Genomic DNA, 19,837 nt, shown 5'->3' with positions numbered 1-19,837 from the left:
TTTATGGCGTCAGCGTCTGCAGCGTGGCTTCGACATCCGCCCCATCGATCGTCAACATGCCCGCTGAGATCGGCAATTTGAAACGGCGCGGCCCCGCGCTGCCCGGATTGACGAACAGCACACCGTCCCGCTCGACGATCAACGGTTTGTGCGAATGCCCCGTCACGACGACGCGCACGCCCTCGTCATGCAGATTGCGCGGCAAGTCGGCGATATCGTGAACGATGAAAATCTTCACCTGTTGCACGTCGAGCGTCGCGTGCGCCGGAATCGACGCGGCCCATGCGCCCGTGTCGTTGTTGCCGCGCACGACCGTCAACGGCGCTATGGCCGTGAGCGCATCGAGCACCGCCTGATTGCAGATGTCGCCCGCGTGAACGATCGCGTCGCATCCCGCGAGCCACGCCAGCGCCTCGGGACGCACGAGATTGTGCGTGTCCGAAATCAGGCCGATGCGGGAAGATTGCGTGCGGCGCGTCGTCATCATGCGTTCCTGAAGAAGCTCAATCGAGCGCGGCCAGCGGCGCGCGCGGCTTGCGCGACATCGCGAGCAGCCGCTTCGTCGCGCCCTGCACGAGCACCGACACGACAGCGCCGCATGCGAACGCGGACAGCACGCCAAGCGTCGGCAATGTCAGCGCCACAACCGAGAAGAACGCCGCGAACGACGCGCGCCCGATCACCATGCCGCGCATCAGCAGCGCGACGAAGCCCGCGCCATGCGCGCGTTGCGCCGAGACCGCGAGCACGATGCCGAGTAGCGGAAAGACAGACAGCATGCCGCTCCACGCCGCGCCCATCGACGCGGAGAGCGTCGTTACCACGAGCGTCAGCACGGCACCCGCGAGCATGCGCAACGCGAGGTCGATGACACCGATGCGCGCCGCCGGCACCGTGCGTTCGACGCGAGGCAACCCGGCTTGCGAGACGGCCACGGCCACACACACCGCCGCCAGCGACCATGCAAGACTCACCGGCAAGTGCGTGAGCAACACGGCGATCAACGCCCACGCGACGAGGCCCGCGCCCAGCGCCACAGGCCAGCGAGCGAAACGGCACGTCCACGCATAAGCGAAGTTGAACGCCTCCGACGCGGCAATCGCAGCAATCGATGCCGCCGACGCCTGCGCCGCGAACGCCGTGCCGCGCTCCAGCGCGAGCAGCAGCACGATCGGCCCCGCAACGACGGGCAATCCAGCTAGCCAACCCGCCACCGACGGTCCCCACACGCGCCCCGCCATCGTCAGCGCCGCGAGAAAGCCTGGCACGAGCGCGAGCTTGAGCGCGAGCATCGGCTATTCCTTGACGAGCTGTTCGATACGGCTGTCGGGCACGAGCCACATGAATGCGCAGAACGTGTAGAGCGCCACCGACACCCACGGCGCGATGAACGCGAACACCACACCCGACAGATAGATCACGACGGACAGCTTGCCCTTGCGGTCGTGGCCGAGCGCGCGCGCCAGCGTCGATTCCGGGCCGTGATGCCGGACCAGCACATGCGCGAGAATGAAATACGCAATCGCGCACATGAAAAGATCGAGGCCGTATAGCGCGGTCGGCCACGCGGCCAGATGGCTCTCGCCGATCCAGTGCGTAATGGCGGGCATCAGCGACAGCCAGAACAGCAGATGCAGGTTCGCCCACAACACGCCGCCCGTCACCTTCTCCACGGCATGGAACATGTGATGGTGATTGTTCCAGTAGATGCCGACGTAGAGAAAGCTCAACACGTAGGCAAGAAAAACGGGGATCACAGGGCGCAACGCTGCGAGATCGAAGCCCTCCGGCACTTTGAGTTCGAGGACCATGATCGTGATGATGATCGCGATCACGCCATCGCTGAAGGCTTCGATTCGTCCTTTACCCATCTGCCCGGTTCCTGTTGCGGATTGTTTGTCATCGGCGCAGGCGAGGCCCTACCCCACCGCTAATCGCCGCTGCCGATTATCCGCGATCACAGGCCGGGCTGTCGATGATGGTCAAATGCGCCGCTCTTTCAACGCAACGCTCAAGGCTCGTGATAGATCGCGAGCCAGACGGTCTGTTCGTTTTCATGCGTCCACGCAACCCGATGCCGGCAATGCGGGCCAATCAGCACGTAGTCGCCGGGACGCATGTCGTGCAGCGTCGCGTCTTCTTCGAATTCGAGCACGGCCGCGCCCGACAGCAGCACGACCCATTCGGCGCGCGAGTCGTCGTACCAGAAGCCATCGGGACTCGTATGTCCCATCGACACGATGCGCTCCACGTTCAGGCGTTGTCCCGTGACGAGCACGTCGATCCGCTCTTCGCCGTCGCGCTTCGCTTCGCCGCTAAACAGATTGCCCGTTTGCAGTTGCATGTGCGGCTACCTCACTTCAGCGGCGCGAGGCCGTCGAGCAGCGTTGGGACCAGTTCGCTGATCGTCGGGTGGATATGCATCGCGAACTGCAGCGTCGTGTAGGGCGCGCGCGCCGTCATGATGTCGATGAACGTGTGGATGGCTTCATCGCCGTCGACGCCGTAGATCGTCGCGCCGAGTATCTGCTTGGACGCGTTGTCGACGAGCACTTTCATGAAGCCGTCCGTCTCGCCCTTCTCGCGTGCCCGGCCGACGCGCGTCATCGGCATCGTTGAGATCAGCGCGTCGCGGCCGCTCGCGCGCACCTCGTGCTCGGACAGGCCGACGCGCGCGAGCGGCGGATCGACGAACACGGCGTACGCCATGATGCGGTCGTCGACACTGCGCTTGCCGCCGTCGAACAGATTCGCCGACACGATCTGATAATCGTCGTAAGACGTATGCGTGAACGCGCCGCGCCCGTTCGCGTCGCCGATCGCCCACACGCCGGGTACGTTCGTGCGCAACTGGCCGTCGACGGGAATCGTGCCGTGCTTATCGACATTGATGCCGGCTGCGTCGAGACCGAGATCGTCGGTATTCGGGCGGCGGCCCGTTGCGAACAGCAGATGCGATGCTTCGAGCGGCGCGGCATCGGCGCCGAACAACAGACGCACGCCGTCGCCATTCTCGTGCAACGGCTCGACAAGCGAGGGCTCGGCGCCGAAGCGGAATTCGATACCCTCGCGCGTGAGCACTTTCTGCACGTTGCGAGCGAAGTCTTCGTCCTCGCGCGCGAGCACGCGCTCGCCGCGCACGATCACCGTCACGCGGCTGCCGAAGCGGCGGAACACCTGCGCGAATTCGAGCGCGATATAACTGCCGCCGACGATAGCCAGATGGTCAGGCAATTCAGTCAGATCGAGCAGCGTCGAGTTCGTTTGATAACGGATGCGCTCGAGTCCTTCGAGCTTCGGAATGACGGCGCGTGTGCCCGTGTTGATGAAGATGTCGTCGGCCTGCAGTTCGGCCAGCACGTTGCCGCTTTCGGGATCGGTGACGGTGAGTGCATGCGCGCCGGTGAACCGCGCATGGCCTTTGAAGACGGTGACATTCCCGGTATTGCGCAGCCACTTTTCGACGCCGTCGCGCGACTGGCCGATGATCTTGTCCTTGCGCGCCTTTACCTGCGCCAGATCAACGCTGACATCGCCCGCGATATGCACACCGTAATCGGCCGCGCGGCGCGCGACGTGCGCGGTGCGCGCGCTCGCCACATACGCCTTGGTCGGCGTGCAGCCGACATTCACACAAGTCCCGCCGAACTTGTCGCGTTCGATGACGGCCGTCTTGCGGCCGTTTTCCGCAAGACGCACGGCGAGGGGCGAACCGCCCTGTCCCGTGCCGATCACGATGGCGTCGAAATGCTGTGGCATGGCAGATCTCCCGAATCGCGTGTGCGAGTCGGACATCTTACGCCTGCCGTGTGTTTCTCGAAGTGGTGAGTCCCGGTGATGGAGCGTCGGTCGTTCGGACGTCGTTCAGCGGTTCATTCCGCGCGAATCATGCATCGCAATGATGCAGCGAGCAGATCAGTTCGCGCGAGCGTTGCAGCGCGGCGCGTGCGCCGTTCGTCGCGACGACGAAACCCGCCTGGCTCAGATTGAAGTCGACCTGCACCATGATCTGGATGAGCGACACCATCGGCAGCACTACGGCCGGGTGATAAAGCTGTCGTTCGATGATCGCTCTCATGGCTACTCCCATCAATGACGCCGCGTATCGGGCACGGTGTCGATCTGCATACAAGTTTCGATGGATGGATTGTAGAGAGCGGAGTGTTAGGGATAAATGAGCTAAACGCGAAGATAGTTGTCGACGGAGCAGAACAATCCCGCAACGCCTTGCGCCATATGGTTTCGGGCTCGGCGCAGCCGGTTGTGCGGGCGTTTGCCGAGCCGTAAAAGCACGGTCATTCGAGCGGCGTGGCGACGAATTCCGGCAGCGCTTCGGCGCGTTTCGAGAACGCGGCCAGCGCCGGGTAACGGGCGGGATCGACGAGATCGGGCAGCATGAACTGCTGGAATCGCCAGGTGACGGCCAGCGTGATGTCTGGCTGCATCAGACGGTCGCCCAGCAGCCAGCCGTTTCCTTCGCGGCCCGCGATGGCTGTCTCCAGATGGTCATACGCGGCGAACAGTTGCGTCTGGACGCGGTCGATCCACGGTTGGTGCTGGCGCTCGGCGGGACGCAGGTTCAGCTCGTAGACGTTTTGCATCGTCTTTTCGCAGGCGGCGAGCGCGAAGCCGATCAGGCTCAGCGCCTTCAGACGCTCGCTTGGGGCGGCGGGTATCAGGCGCTTATCGGGCGGGCTCAGATGGTCCAGATAATCGAGGATCAGCGACGAATCGATCAGCAGCGTGCCGTCGTCGGCGATGAAGGTCGGCGCCTTCACCACGGGATTGATCTTCGCGAACGTGTCGAAGTGCCGGAACACCGATACGCTCTGGTGCTCGAACGGCAGGCCGAGCACCGCGAGTGAAATGGCGACGCGCCGGACGTAAGGCGAATCCATCATGCCGATCAGTTGCATGCTGCTTTCTCCCGTTGGGGTTGGTCTGAGCGGGATACTGTAGACGAATGGGCGGGTGATGGCGATGGCGCTGATTCCGACAACATAAAAAGCCCGCCGAGGCGAGCTTTCATTCACGCGGGTTCTCCAGCCGTTCGGCCACCTTGCGTTAGCTGCGAGCGCACCGTGTTATCCAGCTTGCTCCATTCCTTTTGGGCGGATTCAGGAAACCGTGGAAACAAAAAACCCGCGAAGCAGTGACGCTATCGCGGGTCTTCAGAATCCAACAGAATTCGCAGGAACACCATCTGGTGCCGGGGACCGGACTCGAACCGGCAAGCTGTTAAGCGGCGGATTTTCGTCACACTACGTCTTTCGACGCCGTCTGCTTCAACCAGAAAAGCAAACGTTCGTGCGCTGGACTATGCCTTCGCCATCGCGATGCGCGTATTGCACGCCCACCGCCTTAGGCGCCCTCCGTCTAGTCTCTACACCTTCCGCGCCTTCCATCCCGCATCAGTAAGCAGAAAAGAAAACGGGCTTGGCTCGGCGTTGCCTCGTTGCACGGTGTGAACCGCGCGCGATCAGGGGTTTCGCCGAATTTGAAGGGTTCTGCACCGGCCGTTTCCGGCTGGGCACTCAATGCTTTAAGTCCGCTATGTTTACCAATTTCATCACCCCGGCAGGGCGGACGCGATTCTACCATCGCGCCGCAGCCTGACCAAACCGGCGCGAACCCCAGTTTTGCCCATCCGCGACCCGGCACGCATTCATCGACCCGTCACAAACCTTCCCGATAATCCGCCCCACGAAAACGTTTACAACGACGCCCGCCCCTAGACGCGGCGGGCGGCACACGCTGACGGGAACCCAACGATGACGCCCACGATCAAGGATGTCGCCGCGCACGCGGGCTTTTCGATTGCGACCGTCTCGCGCGCGATCAACGCGCCGCACACGGTCAACCCGGTGACCCTCGAAAAAGTGCGTCAGTCGATCGACGCCCTCAACTTCCGCCCGAGCCCGCTCGGCCGCCAGTTGCGCGGCGAGCGCTCGCGCCTGATCGGCGTCGTGCTGCCGACGCTCGCCAATCCCGTGTTCGCCGAATGCCTGCAAGGCATCGACGAGCTGGCATCCGCGCAAGGCTACCGGCTGATGCTGATGACCACGCAATACGACGCCGACCGCGAGCGTCACGCCATCGAAACGCTGCGCGAACAGCGCGTCGAAGGCCTGATCCTGACGGTGGCCGACGCCGACACGCACCCGCTGCTCGACGAACTCGACCGCGACGGCATGCTGTATGTGCTGATGCATAACGACACCGTGCGCCGCCCGTCCGTGTCCGTCGACAACCGGCAAGCCGCTTACGACGGCGTGCGCATGCTGATCGCGCACGGCCATCGCCGGATTCTGATGCTGGCGGGCACGCTCGCCGCGTCCGACCGCGCGCGGCTGCGCCATCTCGGTTACACGCAAGCGATGCAGCACGCGGGCCTCGCGCCCGCACCCGCGCTCGAAATCGATTTCAACGCGGACGAACTCGCGCCCGCCGTGCTGAACCATCTGACGACGGGCCCGAATCGCCCGACGGCCCTCTTCTGCTCGAACGATCTGCTCGCGATGGTCGTGATGCGCGGCCTGCGCCGCGCGCGTCTGCAAATGCCCGGCGACATGTCGATTCTCGGCTTCGACGGCCTCGCGATGGGCGAATTGCTGTCGCCGCCGCTCGCGAGCGTCTGCGCGCCGAACCGGGAGATCGGCTGCGCGGCGTGGCGGCGGCTGATCGCGCGCGTCGACGGCTCGGCGCCTGCTGGCTTCGACGACGCACTGCACGCGCCGTCGCTATCGCTGACCTTGCCGCACACGCTGCGCGAGGGCGCGACGGTCGCGGCGATCTCAGATACATCGGGCGTAACGTCGAGCCGCATCGTCCGATCGCCTGCGTAATCCCCTTTAAAAACACCTCTTTTCCACCTCCGGGAGACCTGTCGTGAACCGCCGTTCCTCCATCGGTATTGCAGCGTTGCGCGTCGCGCGCGCCGCGCTGGTCGCATCGTCGTTCGTGCTGACGCTGGCTGTGCCGCAACTCGCGCACGCCGAAGAAACCGCGATTTGCTACAACTGCCCGCCCGAATGGGCAGACTGGGCGAGTCAGATCAACGCCATCCAGCAAAAGACCGGCGTCCACGTACCGTTCGACAACAAGAACTCCGGCCAGTCGATCGCGCAGTTGATGGCCGAGCAGAAGAGCCCGGTGGCCGACGTCGTGTATCTGGGCGTGTCGTCGGCGTTTCAGGCGAAGGACAAAGGCGTGATCGCGCCGTACAAGCCTGCCCACTGGAACGACATTCCCGCGAACCTGAAGGACCCGCAAGGCTACTGGTTCGCGATCCACTCGGGCACGCTGGGCTTTTTCGTCAACAAGGACGCGCTCGAAGGCAAACCGGTGCCGCGTTCGTGGGCCGACCTGCTGAAGCCAGAGTACAAGGGGATGATCGGCTACCTCGACCCGTCGAGCGCGTTCGTCGGCTATGCAGGCGCCGTTGCCGTGAATCAGGCGCTGGGCGGCAGCTTCGACAACTTCAAGCCGGGCCTCGACTGGTTCGCGAAGCTGAAAGCCAACCAGCCGATCGTGCCGAAGCAGACTGCCTATGCACGCGTGCTGTCGGGTGAAATTCCGATTCTGCTCGACTACGACTTCGATGCATACCGCGCGAAGTACAAGGATCACGCGAACGTCGAGTTCGTGATTCCGAAGGAAGGCACGATCGAAGTACCGTACGTGATGAGCCTCGTGAAGGGTGCGCCGCACGACGCGAACGGCAAGAAGGTGCTCGATTTCGTGCTGTCGGACGAAGGCCAGAAGCTGTGGGCGAATGCGTATCTGCGCCCCGTGCGCGCCAGCGCGATGACGCCCGACGCCGCATCGAAATTCCTGCCCGCCAGCGACTATGCGCGCGCGCACGCCGTCGACTTCGCAAAGATGGCTGAGAAGCAGCAGGCGTTCGGCGAGCAGTATCTGCAGGTGATGCATTGAACGACATCACGTTCCCGCTGCGCTGGCGCATCGCGTTGATCGCGCCGGCGCTCGCCGTGTTCATCGCGTTCTGGCTGCTGCCGATGACGGCCCTCGTGCAGGTGAGCGCCGACGGTCATCTGCTGAAGACGTATGGTGCGATGCTCGCCAACGCGCGCTATATGAAGAGCCTGTTCGCGACCGTCATGCTGTCCGCTGCCGTGACGGCGACGACGCTCGCGCTGTCGGTGATCTCGGGCCTGTTGCTCGCGCGCCGTGAGTTTCCCGGCAAGCGTACGTTGCTCGCGCTGCTGACTTTCCCGCTTGCGTTTCCGGGCGTCGTGGTTGGCTTCATGGTGATCATGCTGGCGGGCCGCCAGGGTTTGATCGGCGCGCTGTCGCTCAAGCTCACGGGCGACAAGTGGGTGTTCGCGTATTCGATGACAGGTCTCTTTATCGGCTATCTGTACTTCTCGATTCCACGCGTGATCGTCACGGTGATGGCGTCGGCGACCAAGCTCGATGCATCGCTCGAAGAAGCCGCACGTTCGCTCGGCGCGTCGCCGTGGCGGATCATGCGCGACATCGTGCTGCCCGCGCTGTCGCCCGGTCTGATCGCGGCGGGTGCCGTATGTTTCGCGACGGCGATGGGCGCATTCGGCACGGCGTTCACGCTTGCAACAGATATCGACGTGCTGCCGATGACCATCTACACCGAGTTCACGCTCAACGCGAACATGGTGACGGCGGCGGGACTGTCGATCGTGCTCGGGATCGTCACGTGGATCGTGCTGTATGTCGCGCGCAGCGTCAGCGGCTCGGCCGTGGCGGCAACGGCCTGATTGGGCCGACTCTTTTCCATGTCGAATGAAGACACTCGCATGAATTCCGTTGCTCACACCGCGAATGCGCCCCAGATGCAGCACAAGCGCGCGATCGCCCTGCCCTCATTGCGCACGTGGCTCACGGCGGGCCAATGGCTCGTCACGTTGCTGTTGTGCGCGTTTCTGATCGTGCCCGTCGTGATGTCGATACTCGCGGGCCTCACGGTGAACTATTTTCAGGGCATCGCGAGCGGTCTAACGTTGCGCTGGCTCGGCGAAGTGTGGACGCAGTATCACGCGTCAGTGTTCCTGTCGCTCGAAATCGCGCTCGCGACGCTCGTCATCACGCTGCTGACGGGCGTGCCCGCTGGCTACGTGCTGGCGCGCAGCGAGTCGCGGGTCTCGCGCATCATCGAAGAATTTCTCGTGCTGCCGATCGCCTTGCCCGGCCTCGCATCCGCGCTTGCGCTGCTGGTCGTGTATGGCGGCTTCACGATGTTCCGCATGAGCGTCGCGTTCATCGTCGCCGGGCATGTGGTGTTCACGCTGCCGTTCATGGTGCGCGCCGTCGCCGCCGTGTGCGCGAGCTCGGGACTGCGCACGCTCGAAGAAGGCGCCGCGAGCCTTGGCGCGAGCTTCTTTCAGCGCTTCATCACGATCGTGCTGCCGAACGTGCGGCCTGGCATCGTGGCGGGCGCGCTGGCTGTCGTCACGCTGTCGATCGGTGAATTCAATCTTACGTGGATGCTGCACACGCCTGAAACGAAGACGCTGCCCGTGGGTCTCGCCGATACCTATGCTTCGCTGCGCATCGAGATCGGCAGCGCTTACACCATTCTCTTTTTCATCATGACGATGCCGCTGCTCGTCGCGATGCAATGGCTCGGCGTCGATGCGACGGGTCAGCGCAACACGCGACAGAAGAAGACACGCGCCATCGATACGACATCATCCGCACAAGACCAGTCATGAAACTCGCTTCCATTCCCATCACGCTGACGCGCTGCGCGAAGACGTTTCGCGGCACGCGCGTGCTCGAGCCGCTCGATCTGTCGATTGGCGCGGGCGAAACGCTGGTGCTGCTCGGACCTTCGGGCTGCGGCAAGACGACGACGTTGCGCATGATTGCCGGTCTCGAACAGCCGGACGCGGGCGGGCGTGTTGCATTTGGCGACGAGGACGTCACGGCGCTGCCCATCGAGAAACGCCAGGTCGGCATGGTGTTCCAGAGTTACGCGCTGTTTCCTAACCTGACCGTGCGCGGCAACATCAACTATGGGCTGAAGATCAAGCGCGTGGAAGCAGACGTGGCGCGACAGCGCGTGGACGAGTTGCTCTCGATGATGCGGCTTACCGATCACGCTGACAAACCGATCGATCAACTGTCCGGCGGACAGCGCCAGCGTGTCGCATTGGCACGGGCGCTTGCGCCGCAGCCGCGGGTGTTGTTGCTCGACGAGCCGCTGACGGCGCTCGATGCGCGTTTGCGCGACACGTTGCGTGGCGAGATGAATGCGCTGCTGCGCGAGCTTGGGATCACGACGGTTTATGTGACGCACGATCAGGCCGAGGCGATGGAACTGGGCGACCGTATCGTGGTGATGAGCGCGGGACGCATCGAGCAGATCGGCACGCCGCGGGATATCTATTACCGGCCGGCTAACCGGAATGTTGCGCAGTTTGTCGGGACGATTAATCGCGTGGCGGGGCAGGCGCGGGATGGTTTGCTTGCCACGACGGGGGGCGCGATTCCTTTGCCGCTGACGCATGCTACTCGGGTTATGCCTCACGGTGATGAGGTGTTTTTTCGGCCGGAGGATGCGTGGATTTCTGATCTTTCTGATGCGCAGTTGCGCGGGGTTGTCGATGCTGCGGCGTTTCTGGGTGAGCGTACGCGGCTCACTATTCGCGATGCGGCGCCTGATTTGCTAGTCGTTGATGTTCCTGGAAGGGTTGAACTTGCTCGAGGGACGGTTGTTGGGGTTTCTGTCGCGCAGGATGCTTTGATTGCGTTATCGTAGGTTTTTCGGTTTTAGGTTTTGGTTTGGTTTTGGTTTGGGTTTTTGCTGGCATCCGCGATTCGTTAGCGTGCTTCACACGTCGCCCCTGTGCGGGGCGGCACCTACTTTTCTTTGCCGCCGCAAAGAAAAGTAGGCAAAAGAAAGCGGCTAACACCGCCAGTTCTAGTGTGTGCCTGAGGGCCCCCAAAGGGTCTTACGCTTCACATGGCAACGGCTCTGCTGGCGCGTGTTGCCAACGCTTTGAATAAACGCCTCACCCGCTTCGAATGCATTTGCACGGGCAAGCGGCTGCGACTGGTATGTGCCGCCCAGGTGGCAAACTGTGTGTAGGTTGTCGCGTCGTATAGCGTGGCGCTCTTACAGGGTGGGACGCGTGTGCTATCGGTCCGAAGTGATGCGTTTATGGTGCGAACGCCTACACACAGTTTGCCACCTGGGCGGCGGAGGAATATCTGGCGCGGCATGCCGCAACGCGGGTGCGTGAAGCGGGTGAGGCGTACCGCAAAAGCGTTGGCAACGAACATGGGTCACGTGATTGCCGTGTGAAGCGTAGGAACCTGTGGGGGCCCTCAGGCAAACACAAGAACTGGCGGTGTTAGCCGGTTTCTTTTGCCTACTTTTCTTTGCGGCGGCGTAACTATTCAGCGCTTGTAAACTGCTACCAGGCTGTGCATAGTGAGGGACATGACGAAGATGCCCGACCTCAAGGACCTGACACCGGAGCAGAAGGACGCACTCATCGTTGATCTGGTGAGGCGTCTGAACGAGCTCGAGGCAAAGCTTGAGAAGGACAGTCGTAACTCCAGCAAGCCGCCGTCAAGCGATGGTCCAAGGCGCAAGCCGAAGTCATTGCGCGGCACGAGCGGGGCCAGGCCTGGCGCGCAACCGGGGCACAAGGGCAAGACGCTCAAACGCGTCGCGCAACCCGATCACATCGAGATTCACCCGGTGGCGCTGGTGTGCGATGCATGTGGCCAACGCATCGCAGCAGCCCGCGTGGCCGTGTTGCCCGAAGGCCGTCAGGTGATCGATTTGCCACCCACGCGCTTTGAGGTGACCGAGCATCGCGTGCAGATCGCGCAGTGCCGCTGCGGCAAGCATCACTCGGGCGCATTTCCCAAGGGCGTGAGCCAGGCGGTTCAGTACGGCCCCCAGATTCGCGCCGCAGCCGTCTATCTGACGCAATACCAGCAGTTGCCGGTTGCGCGCACCGCCCAGGCGCTGAAGGACCTGTTTGGTCTGCATGTGGTTACGGGAACCGTCCAGCACAGCATTGATCAGGCCGCGCAGTTACTGGTGCCAGCCGTTGAGCAGATCCGGCAGGCGCTACGCGGGCAACCCGTGGTGCATTTCGATGAGAGCTGCATGCGCGTGGGGCGCGAGTCCCGCTGGCTGCATGTCGCCTCGACGCACGCGTTGAGCTGGTATGGCGCGCACCGCAAGCGCGGCAGCGAGGCGCTGGACAGCTTCGGCATTCTTCCCGGCTTTACGGGAGTCGCGGTCCATGACGGCTGGCGGCCGTATGCCGGCTATGAGTGTGAGCATGCGCTGTGCAATGCTCATCATCTGCGCGAACTGGTGTTTGTCCTGGAGTCCACGCAGCAACGCTGGGCCCAGCAGATGATTGACCTGCTTTGCCAGGCAAAGCGCGAGGTCGACCTCAGTCAGGCTGCAGGAAACACCGCGCTGAGTCAGGCGCGCCAACGCTATTACACACGGCGCAGCCGCGCCCTGATCGCCCAGGCACGCAAGCTCAATCCGCAGCAGGCACGTGAGTCCGGGCGCCGGGAACGCCGCGGCAGGATCAGGCAAAGCTTTACCTGCAACCTGCTCACACGGCTTCACAAGTATGCCGATGAGGTGTGGCGTTTCATTGCCGATCACCGCGTACCGTTCGACAACAACCAGGCCGAACGCGATATCCGCATGCCCAAACTCAAACAGAAGATCTCCGGGTGCTTCCGCTCGGAATCGGGTATGGAGGCGTTCTGCACGATCCGCTCCTACCTTGCCACCTTACGCAAGCAGAGCCGTTCGCTGATCGACGCGCTCGCCCTGGCCTTTACAGGAGTCGTCGTTTCGCCTCTGGTTACCGCTGAATAGTTACGCCGCCGCAAAGAAAAGTAGGTGCCGCCCCGCACAGGGGCGACGCTTGAAGCACGCTAACGCATCGCGGATGCCAGCGCAAAGGCCAAAACACCGACCGGCAACGCCTGAAGCACGAAGACAAATCGCGGATGCCAGCAAAAACCCAAACCAAACCGAAAAGCGTCGCAGACACCAATAGCACAGAGGAACCCCATGTTAATAGCCCAGATCAGCGATCTCCACATCAAACGCGCGGGCGCGCTGGCCTACCGCCGCGTGGACACGGCGGCGTACCTGACGCGCTGCGTAGAGCGATTGAACGCGCTCGTCCCAGCGCCAGACGCGATCATCATCACGGGCGATCTCGTCGACCAGGGCGAGCCTGAGCAATACGTCCATCTGAAGTCACTGCTAGCACCGCTAAAAATCCCCTACTACCTGCTGGTAGGCAACCACGACGACCGCGCCGCACTGCGCGCCACCTTCATCGACCGCAAAGAACTCCACACCAGCGACGAGTTCATCCAATACACAGTCGACATAGGCCCACTCCACCTGATCGCACTCGACTCAATGGTCCCCGGCCAAAGCGCCGGCCTGCTCTGCGACACGCGCCTCGCCTGGCTCGAACAGCAACTGCAAACGGCCCACGACAAACCCGTGATCGTCGCGCTGCATCATCCGCCGTTCGTGTCCGGCATCGGCCACATGGACGCGCTGCGGCTCGAACCGACCTCGGCAAAAAAACTCGCGACGCTCGTCGCACGTCACTCGAACGTAGAACGCGTGATGTGCGGCCATGTACATCGCCCGATGTTCGTCCGCTTCGGCGGCACAATCGCATCGGCGGTGCCCGCGCCCGCGCATCAAGTGGCGCTCGATCTGCGCGACGACGCGCCATCGGCCTTCATGATGGAGCCGCCAGCGTTCGCGCTACACCGCTACGACAGCGTGAACGGCCTCGTCACGCATCACGCTTATGTCGATGCAGCGGACGGACCCTATCCGTTCTATGAACCCGAAGGATCGCTGATCGACTGAGCCCGCGCCGGGCGTGCCATCCAGCAGAATCCGCCCCACTCCGGTATCATCGGCACGCTCGACTCTCTCCCGCCGGCCCCACGCCGGCCGCCGCATCATGTCCACACCCGCCTCCGACCACGCCGCAACCGACCGATCGCTGAGCGGCCTTCTGCTACTGCTTGCGACGATCGCGGGCGTCTCCGTCGCGAACATCTACTACAACCAGCCGCTGCTCGACGACTTCCGTCTGTCGTTTCCGCAAAGCGCATCGTGGATCGGCGTGGTGCCGACCATGACCCAGCTCGGCTACGCGGCAGGCATGCTGCTGCTCGCCCCGCTCGGCGACCGCTTCGACCGTCGCAGGCTGATCCTGCTGCAGATCGCCGCCCTGTGCATCGCGCTGCTGTTCGCGGCTGCCGCCCCGAGTCTGTCCGTGCTCGTGATCGCGAGTCTCGCGATCGGCATTCTCGCGACAATCGCGCAGCAGGCCGTGCCGTTCGCCGCCGAACTCGCGCCGCCGTCGCAACGCGGCCATGCCGTCGGCACCGTCATGAGCGGACTGCTGCTCGGCATTCTGCTCGCGCGCACGGCGGCCGGCTTCGTCGGCCAGTACCTTGGCTGGCGCGCGGTATTCGGCGCATCGATCGTTGCGCTGCTGATGCTTGCCGCCGTCATCATCGCGCGGCTGCCGCGCAGCAAGCCGACCTCGACGCTTGCCTACGGCAAACTGCTCGGCTCGATGTGGCATCTCGCCGTCGAACTGCGCGGCCTGCGCGAAGCGTCAATGACGGGCGCCGCGCTGTTCGCCGCGTTCAGCCTGTTCTGGTCGACGCTCGCGCTGTTGCTGGCGGGCGCGCCGTTTCACTATGGGCCACAGGTGGCGGGTCTGTTCGGTATCGTCGGCGCGGCGGGCGCAATGGCGGCGCCGCTCGCGGGCAAGTTCGCCGACAAGCGCGGGCCGCGCGCCATCGTCTCGCTGTCGATCACGCTGGCGGCGCTGTCGTTCGTCGTGTTCGCGCTGTCGGGCACGAGCCTGATTGGTCTCGTGATCGGCGTGATCGTGCTCGACGTCGGCGTGCAGGCCGCGCAGATCTCCAACCAGTCGCGTATCTACGCGCTGAAGCCCGAAGCGCGCAGCCGCGTGAACACCGTGTTCATGGTCTGCTATTTCATCGGCGGCGCGGTCGGGTCAGGTGTCGGCGCGTTCGTGTGGCCGCTGTTCGGTTGGGTCGGCGTGAGTGTCGCCGGTCTGCTGTTTACCGCGCTTGCCGGGCTCAATCACCTGCGCGGGCGTCCTGAGCCGCTGGCGGCTTCGGGCGCGACGGAATGATGGTCGGGCCGGTTTCGCTGCGCCGAAGCAGCTATCGCTCTTCCAGCCGCCCCTGCGCATAGTCGTGAAGCGCGTCGATCACGCGATCGAACTCGAACGACTTGTCGTAGAAGTGCCGCACGCCATATTGCTGACAGCGCTCGCGGTACGCGGGCAGCGCATGATTGGTCAGCACGGCGGCGAACGTCGATTCGATCAGCCCTTCTTTCTGCATATACGCAAGCACCGGCACGCTCGATCCACCCTTCAACTGCAGATCGACGATCACGGCGTCGAACGCTTCACCATCCAGCAGCGCGATCGCCTCGTCGGCGGACTCGGCCTGCGCGGCCACCTGCATCACGCCTGATGCATCGATCGCTTCGACGATGCTGCGCCGGATCAGCGGCGAATCCTCGATCAGCAGCACACGCAACGGCGCGCGGCCGGAATCGGTGTGTGCAGTGACGGAGTCGGCGTTCATCGGTTGCGTTCCATGCTCGCGGGGAATCACGGGTTCATTCGTTCATTCGTTCATTTGTTCATTCGATCAGGCCGTTCTTGATCGCGTAGTACGTCATGTCCGCGTTGTTCGTCATGTGCATCTTTTCCAGCACGCGCGCGCGATACGTGCTGACCGTTTTCACCGACAGATGCAGTTCGCCGGCGATGTCAGTCGGAATCCGCCCTGACGCGAGCTTGCAGAAGATCTGGAACTCGCGCTCCGACAACTGTTCATGCGGATGCGTCGCAGCGGGCTTGTCGAGACTGTTCGCGAGCGTATCGGCAACGGCTTCCGACAGATAACGATGCCCGCGCGCAACCGAGCGGATCGCGCGCACGATCTCGTCGGGCTCGCAATCCTTGTTCAGGTAACCGTTCGCGCCCGCGCGCAGCAGGTTGATCGCGTACTGGCTCTCCGGATAGCCCGACAGGATCAGCACGCCCTGCCCCGGCCGCATCTGCCGGATCACGCGCAACGTGTCGATGCCGTTCTTGTCGGGCATCGCGATATCGAGCAGCACGACGTCAAAAGGCTCGTCGTCCGGCTGCTCGCGCACGAGGCGGATCGTCTCGTCGCCTGTCGATGCTTCCGCCGCGACGCACATGTCCGGCTCGTCGGCGACGAACTGTCTGAATCCGCCCCGAACGATCGCGTGATCGTCCGCTATCAGCACTCGAATCATGGTTGTGATTTACCGCAGTGCAAGTGCATTTGCTTCATCGCCTGCGAAGACGGCCGCGGCGAGCGCGTACAGCGCCGCGCATCGCATCGCACGGCCCATCGCACTCGCGCCCAACCGCCCTTCGCCCTCACTCGCGCCCCGACAGCAGATCGGCCATATCGTCCGCGTGTTCTTCCTCGACGGCCAGAATCTCTTCGAACATCCGGCGCGTCGTGACATCCCCATCACCCAGATAGCGGATGATCTCGCGGTAGGTATCGATCGCAATGCGCTCCGCGACCAGGTTCTCGCGAATCATGTCGGTCAGGTTCTTGCCCTCCTTGTATTCCGAGTGCGAGCGCTTCGACAGACTGTCCGGCGCGAAGTCCGGCTCGCCGCCCAGTTGCACGATGCGCGCGGCGAGCGTGTCGGCATGGCCCTGCTCTTCGTTCGCGTGTTCGAGAAACTCCTGGGCGACGGCTTCCGAATTGATGCCCTTCGCCATAAAGTAGTGGCGCTTGTAGCGCAGCACGCAGACGAGTTCCGTCGCGAGCGCGCCGTTGAGCAGCTTGAGCACGGTGTCGCGGTCCGCGCCATAGGTCTGCGTGACGGGACCCTCGTCCATATCCTTGCGGGCCTGTTCACGAATGCGCTTGAGGTCCATCACGAATTCGCCTTTCGTTGCGTTCGACATTGACTGACTCCTTGTTCCGGTATTGTGGGAAACGCACACGCGGCCGCCGTCTGTCATAGGCGGCGGCGCAACGTGCGCCATGCTGGCTTGCGCTAGGTTCGGAACACGCCAAGCAGCAGCGTGACGACGAACACCACCAGGAAGATGTAGAACAGAATCTTCGCTATTTCGGCGGCGCCCGCGGCAATGCCCGTGAAGCCGAACACAGCGGCGATGATCGCGATCACGAAGAACACGAGTGCGTAATGCAGCATGACAACGCTCCTTCCTGTTTAAGCGATGAATGGCGGCGGACCCGTTCAGGCGGCCCGCGCTTTATCCTGAGTTGCCTGAGTTGCCTCGGTGGCTTCGCTAATCGACGATCTTCTTCGTGATGACGAAGCCGAGTACGAGGAACACGACGCACAGGATCAGGAACACCACGAACAGGAACTTCGCGATAGCCGCCGCACCTGCCGCGACCCCTGTGAATCCGAGCAGCCCCGCGATCACGGCAATCACGGCGAAGAACAACGCCCACTTGAGCATGATGGCAACCTCCCTGGCTTGATGTGGCTAACGGTGGCTAATGGTGGCTATGGATGCCTGCCACTCATCGTACGGAGCAGTTTGCGTACCCGCATTCGGGCGCGCGCTGTTTTTCATGTGGGAATCCGCCGACATTCCCTTTCGGCGAGGCGTCTGGCGGGCCGCCGCGACGCTCGCGCGAACGCAAACGCGCCGCGCGACGCTACACTGTCGATGACTTCATCGCATGGAGAAGGCAGTGTCAGACGGCGCGGAAGCGGGACTCACCACCAGGCTGACTGACTGGATGCATCAGCGCAGCTGGGCCATCGCGATGACGGTCGCGATCGTCATCACGTGCGGGGGTCTCGTCATTCTGGAAACGGCGCGGCAACGCACTGCGTCGGAATACGAAGCGGCGCTCGAGGCACGCAACGCGAGCGTGCAGCTCAGCGATCTCGCCGGGCAACTCGCGCTGTTGCAATCGCATGAAAGCCGCTTTCTTCTGACGAGGGACGATGCCGACGCGCGCAGCTATTGCGCGCGCGCCGCCGAGGTCCGCCGCGGCATCCGTTCGCTCGACACGTACTTCAAACGCGCCGCCGACAGCGCGGAACTGTCCAGCTTCACGCAGATCGCCGCGCTGATCGGCGCGCGCATCGGCAGCGGCGCGCATGCGCTGCAGCAGGCCGCGCCGCATCGACTCGATCTCGCCGCATGCGGCGGCGCAGCGGCAAACAGCAACGTCGATGCGTCGCTCGTGACGGGCACGCTGTCGTTACTGCGCGACAACGAAGAGCGCCGCGCGCAGCGCGCACTCGACGCGAGCCGCGCCGACCAGCGCGTCTCCACATTCGTCGCGGCGGGCCTGTCCGCGCTCAATATCGTGTTGTTCATTCTGCTGTTCCGCAACCTCGGCATTCAGCTCGACAGCCAGGCGCGCGCGCAAAAGCAGTTGATCACGCAGCAGGCAGAACTCGATCAACTGGTCAACGAGCGCACGCGGCAACTCGAAGCGCTCGGCTGGCACTTGCAGGCCGTCAGCGAAAACGAAAAGACCCAGCTGGCGCGCGAACTGCACGACGAACTCCACGCGATTCTCACGGCAAGCAAGATGGACGTCGCGTGGGCCCGGCGCAAGCTTCAGGACGCCGACCCCGCGATCGCCGAAAAACTGACGCGCGCGCTCGAAACGCTCGATCAGGGCATCGCGCTCAAGCGGCGCATCATCGAGGACATGCGGCCAACGGTGCTCGCGAACTTCGGCCTCGTCACCGCGCTGCGCACGCTCGCCGACGAAGCCGCGCAACGCAATGGCTGGGCGCTCGACCTGCACCTGCCCGATGACGAACTGCAACTCGACGAGCAGACCGAGATCGCGCTGTTTCGCGTCGCGCAGGAGTCGCTGACCAACGCGGCTAAGTACGCGCGCGCGACGCAGGTCACGATCGATCTGAGCACGGATCATGGCGAGGTGTCGCTGCATATCGCCGACAACGGCGTCGGTATCATGCCCGCCGACCTGACGCGCACGCATACGCATGGGCTGATGGGCATGCGCCAGCGCGTGGCCGCACGCGGCGGACGCTTCGATATCCGGCGCGGCGAACTGCACGGCACCGACATACGCGTCGTGCTGCCCGTGCCGACCGTCGGCGTGGCGAAGGAAGACAGTCCGGGCGTCGATCAGTTCGTTGAGCAAGCACCGAGGCGCGTCCCGGACGACACCAGTGCCCAGGGCCACGCGCCCGTCGAACGCCTTTGACGTCCACGTAGGATTGCGCCGACACGAAAATCGTGGCGCCTCTGACAGCATCGCGGCCATGCGTCTCTTACCATGGAATCAGACCGGATCGGCTGGCGCGACGCCCCGGTCAGACGACAGGACGCGCACGCCGGGCGATGTCGAACGCAACACCTGACCAGACCGGCGCGCGCGAATCGATCGAAGCAACCGTCGAAGATTCCTGACTATTCCAGATAGGGAGAAAACTCATGACACGACTCATCGCACTTCTGCTGCTCGCGGGCACGACACTGCTGGCCGCCTGCAACACGATGGCCGGCGCCGGCCAGGACATCTCCAAGGGCGGCAACGCGATCACCAATTCGGCCGAGAAGCATTCCGACTGATATCGCACCTGCCCGGTCGATTCGATCCGATCCGATTCATCCATTACCCCTCGCGGCCGCGTCCCACGCGGCGGCTTTTTTACGCCTGTGCTTTGCAAACTTCACGAACTTCACGAATTTCACGAGCCAGCGCGCAAAACAGAACGGCGGCCCATTCG

At 63.4% G+C, this 19,837-nt stretch carries 22 protein-coding genes; 10 read left to right on the top strand and 12 right to left on the bottom strand.

Annotated elements, in window-relative coordinates; genetic code table 11:
* Position 1 precedes the first annotated feature (1 nt).
* From H1204_RS06480 to H1204_RS06450, 7 genes are all read right to left on the bottom strand, one after another.
* Positions 2 to 484 carry a metallophosphoesterase family protein gene (locus tag H1204_RS06480; protein WP_180730886.1) on the bottom strand — a complete coding sequence of 161 codons (483 nt, stop codon included), beginning with the start codon at positions 482 to 484 and terminating at the stop codon, positions 2 to 4.
* 19 nt (positions 485 to 503) lie between these two features.
* Positions 504 to 1,292 (bottom strand): hypothetical protein, encoded by a 789-nt coding sequence (locus tag H1204_RS06475; RefSeq protein WP_180730457.1) that lies wholly within the window; start codon positions 1,290 to 1,292, stop codon positions 504 to 506.
* Between the two features lie 3 nt (positions 1,293 to 1,295).
* Positions 1,296 to 1,871 carry a TMEM175 family protein gene (locus H1204_RS06470; protein WP_180730456.1) on the bottom strand — a complete coding sequence of 192 codons (576 nt, stop codon included), beginning with the start codon at positions 1,869 to 1,871 and terminating at the stop codon, positions 1,296 to 1,298.
* 140 nt (positions 1,872 to 2,011) lie between these two features.
* Positions 2,012 to 2,344: a cupin domain-containing protein gene (locus tag H1204_RS06465; RefSeq protein ID WP_180730455.1), complete on the bottom strand. Its 333-nt coding sequence runs from the start codon at positions 2,342 to 2,344 to the stop codon at positions 2,012 to 2,014.
* A gap of 11 nt (positions 2,345 to 2,355) precedes the next feature.
* Entirely contained in the window at positions 2,356 to 3,759 is a 1,404-nt protein-coding gene (locus H1204_RS06460; protein ID WP_180730454.1) for an FAD-containing oxidoreductase, read from the bottom strand.
* 127 nt (positions 3,760 to 3,886) lie between these two features.
* Positions 3,887 to 4,078 (bottom strand): hypothetical protein, encoded by a 192-nt coding sequence (locus H1204_RS06455; RefSeq protein ID WP_007585578.1) that lies wholly within the window; start codon positions 4,076 to 4,078, stop codon positions 3,887 to 3,889.
* A 217-nt stretch (positions 4,079 to 4,295) separates the two neighbouring features.
* Positions 4,296 to 4,916 carry a glutathione S-transferase gene (locus tag H1204_RS06450; RefSeq protein WP_180730453.1) on the bottom strand — a complete coding sequence of 207 codons (621 nt, stop codon included), beginning with the start codon at positions 4,914 to 4,916 and terminating at the stop codon, positions 4,296 to 4,298.
* 855 nt (positions 4,917 to 5,771) lie between these two features.
* Between H1204_RS06450 and H1204_RS06445 the strand changes: the two genes are divergently transcribed.
* The 8 genes from H1204_RS06445 (at position 5,772) to H1204_RS06410 (ending at position 15,200) form a co-directional block, all read left to right on the top strand.
* Complete coding sequence (locus tag H1204_RS06445; RefSeq protein WP_180730452.1) at positions 5,772 to 6,845, top strand: LacI family DNA-binding transcriptional regulator; 1,074 nt, start codon at positions 5,772 to 5,774, stop codon at positions 6,843 to 6,845.
* 76 nt (positions 6,846 to 6,921) lie between these two features.
* A complete protein-coding gene (locus H1204_RS06440; protein WP_243468606.1) occupies positions 6,922 to 7,935 on the top strand; it encodes an ABC transporter substrate-binding protein in 1,014 nt (337 codons plus the stop codon).
* On the top strand, positions 7,932 to 8,756 hold the full coding sequence (locus tag H1204_RS06435; protein WP_042314619.1) for an ABC transporter permease: 825 nt from the start codon (positions 7,932 to 7,934) through the stop codon (positions 8,754 to 8,756). Before H1204_RS06440 ends, H1204_RS06435 begins: the two co-directional genes overlap by 4 nt.
* 39 nt (positions 8,757 to 8,795) lie before the next feature.
* A complete protein-coding gene (locus tag H1204_RS06430) occupies positions 8,796 to 9,710 on the top strand; it encodes an ABC transporter permease (RefSeq protein ID WP_180730450.1) in 915 nt (304 codons plus the stop codon).
* A complete protein-coding gene (locus H1204_RS06425; protein ID WP_180730449.1) occupies positions 9,707 to 10,759 on the top strand; it encodes an ABC transporter ATP-binding protein in 1,053 nt (350 codons plus the stop codon). The genes H1204_RS06430 and H1204_RS06425 overlap by 4 nt, the downstream gene beginning before the upstream one ends.
* 684 nt (positions 10,760 to 11,443) lie before the next feature.
* Complete coding sequence (locus H1204_RS06420; protein ID WP_180730448.1) at positions 11,444 to 12,862, top strand: IS66 family transposase; 1,419 nt, start codon at positions 11,444 to 11,446, stop codon at positions 12,860 to 12,862.
* Positions 12,863 to 13,060: 198 nt separating this feature from the next.
* Positions 13,061 to 13,888, top strand: coding sequence for a phosphodiesterase (locus H1204_RS06415; RefSeq protein ID WP_180730447.1), 828 nt, complete (start codon positions 13,061 to 13,063; stop codon positions 13,886 to 13,888).
* A 97-nt stretch (positions 13,889 to 13,985) separates the two neighbouring features.
* Positions 13,986 to 15,200, top strand: a complete 1,215-nt coding sequence (locus H1204_RS06410) for an MFS transporter (RefSeq protein ID WP_180730446.1) — start codon at positions 13,986 to 13,988, stop codon at positions 15,198 to 15,200.
* Positions 15,201 to 15,231: 31 nt separating this feature from the next.
* On the opposite strand, the gene H1204_RS06405 is transcribed toward H1204_RS06410, so the two are convergent.
* The 5 genes from H1204_RS06405 to H1204_RS06385 form a co-directional block, all read right to left on the bottom strand.
* A complete protein-coding gene (locus tag H1204_RS06405) occupies positions 15,232 to 15,663 on the bottom strand; it encodes a response regulator (protein WP_007585555.1) in 432 nt (143 codons plus the stop codon).
* Between the two features lie 58 nt (positions 15,664 to 15,721).
* Positions 15,722 to 16,366, bottom strand: a complete 645-nt coding sequence (locus tag H1204_RS06400; RefSeq protein WP_180730445.1) for a response regulator transcription factor — start codon at positions 16,364 to 16,366, stop codon at positions 15,722 to 15,724.
* Between the two features lie 127 nt (positions 16,367 to 16,493).
* Positions 16,494 to 17,039, bottom strand: a complete 546-nt coding sequence (locus tag H1204_RS06395) for a ferritin-like domain-containing protein (RefSeq protein WP_180730444.1) — start codon at positions 17,037 to 17,039, stop codon at positions 16,494 to 16,496.
* 92 nt (positions 17,040 to 17,131) lie between these two features.
* Positions 17,132 to 17,293, bottom strand: coding sequence for a DUF1328 family protein (locus H1204_RS06390; RefSeq protein ID WP_012400904.1), 162 nt, complete (start codon positions 17,291 to 17,293; stop codon positions 17,132 to 17,134).
* Positions 17,294 to 17,390: 97 nt separating this feature from the next.
* On the bottom strand, positions 17,391 to 17,567 hold the full coding sequence (locus H1204_RS06385) for a DUF1328 domain-containing protein (RefSeq protein ID WP_007585549.1): 177 nt from the start codon (positions 17,565 to 17,567) through the stop codon (positions 17,391 to 17,393).
* A gap of 226 nt (positions 17,568 to 17,793) precedes the next feature.
* Here H1204_RS06385 and H1204_RS06380 point away from each other — a divergent pair, with 226 nt between their 5' ends.
* On the top strand, positions 17,794 to 19,311 hold the full coding sequence (locus H1204_RS06380) for a sensor histidine kinase (protein WP_180730443.1): 1,518 nt from the start codon (positions 17,794 to 17,796) through the stop codon (positions 19,309 to 19,311).
* A 230-nt stretch (positions 19,312 to 19,541) separates the two neighbouring features.
* Positions 19,542 to 19,679 carry an entericidin A/B family lipoprotein gene (locus H1204_RS06375; RefSeq protein WP_007585547.1) on the top strand — a complete coding sequence of 46 codons (138 nt, stop codon included), beginning with the start codon at positions 19,542 to 19,544 and terminating at the stop codon, positions 19,677 to 19,679.
* The last annotated feature ends 158 nt before the right edge of the window (positions 19,680 to 19,837 follow it).

This window comes from Paraburkholderia sp. PGU19 (assembly GCF_013426915.1).
Lineage (GTDB): Bacteria > Pseudomonadota > Gammaproteobacteria > Burkholderiales > Burkholderiaceae > Paraburkholderia.
This window is presented reverse-complemented; position numbering and strand designations above follow the sequence as displayed.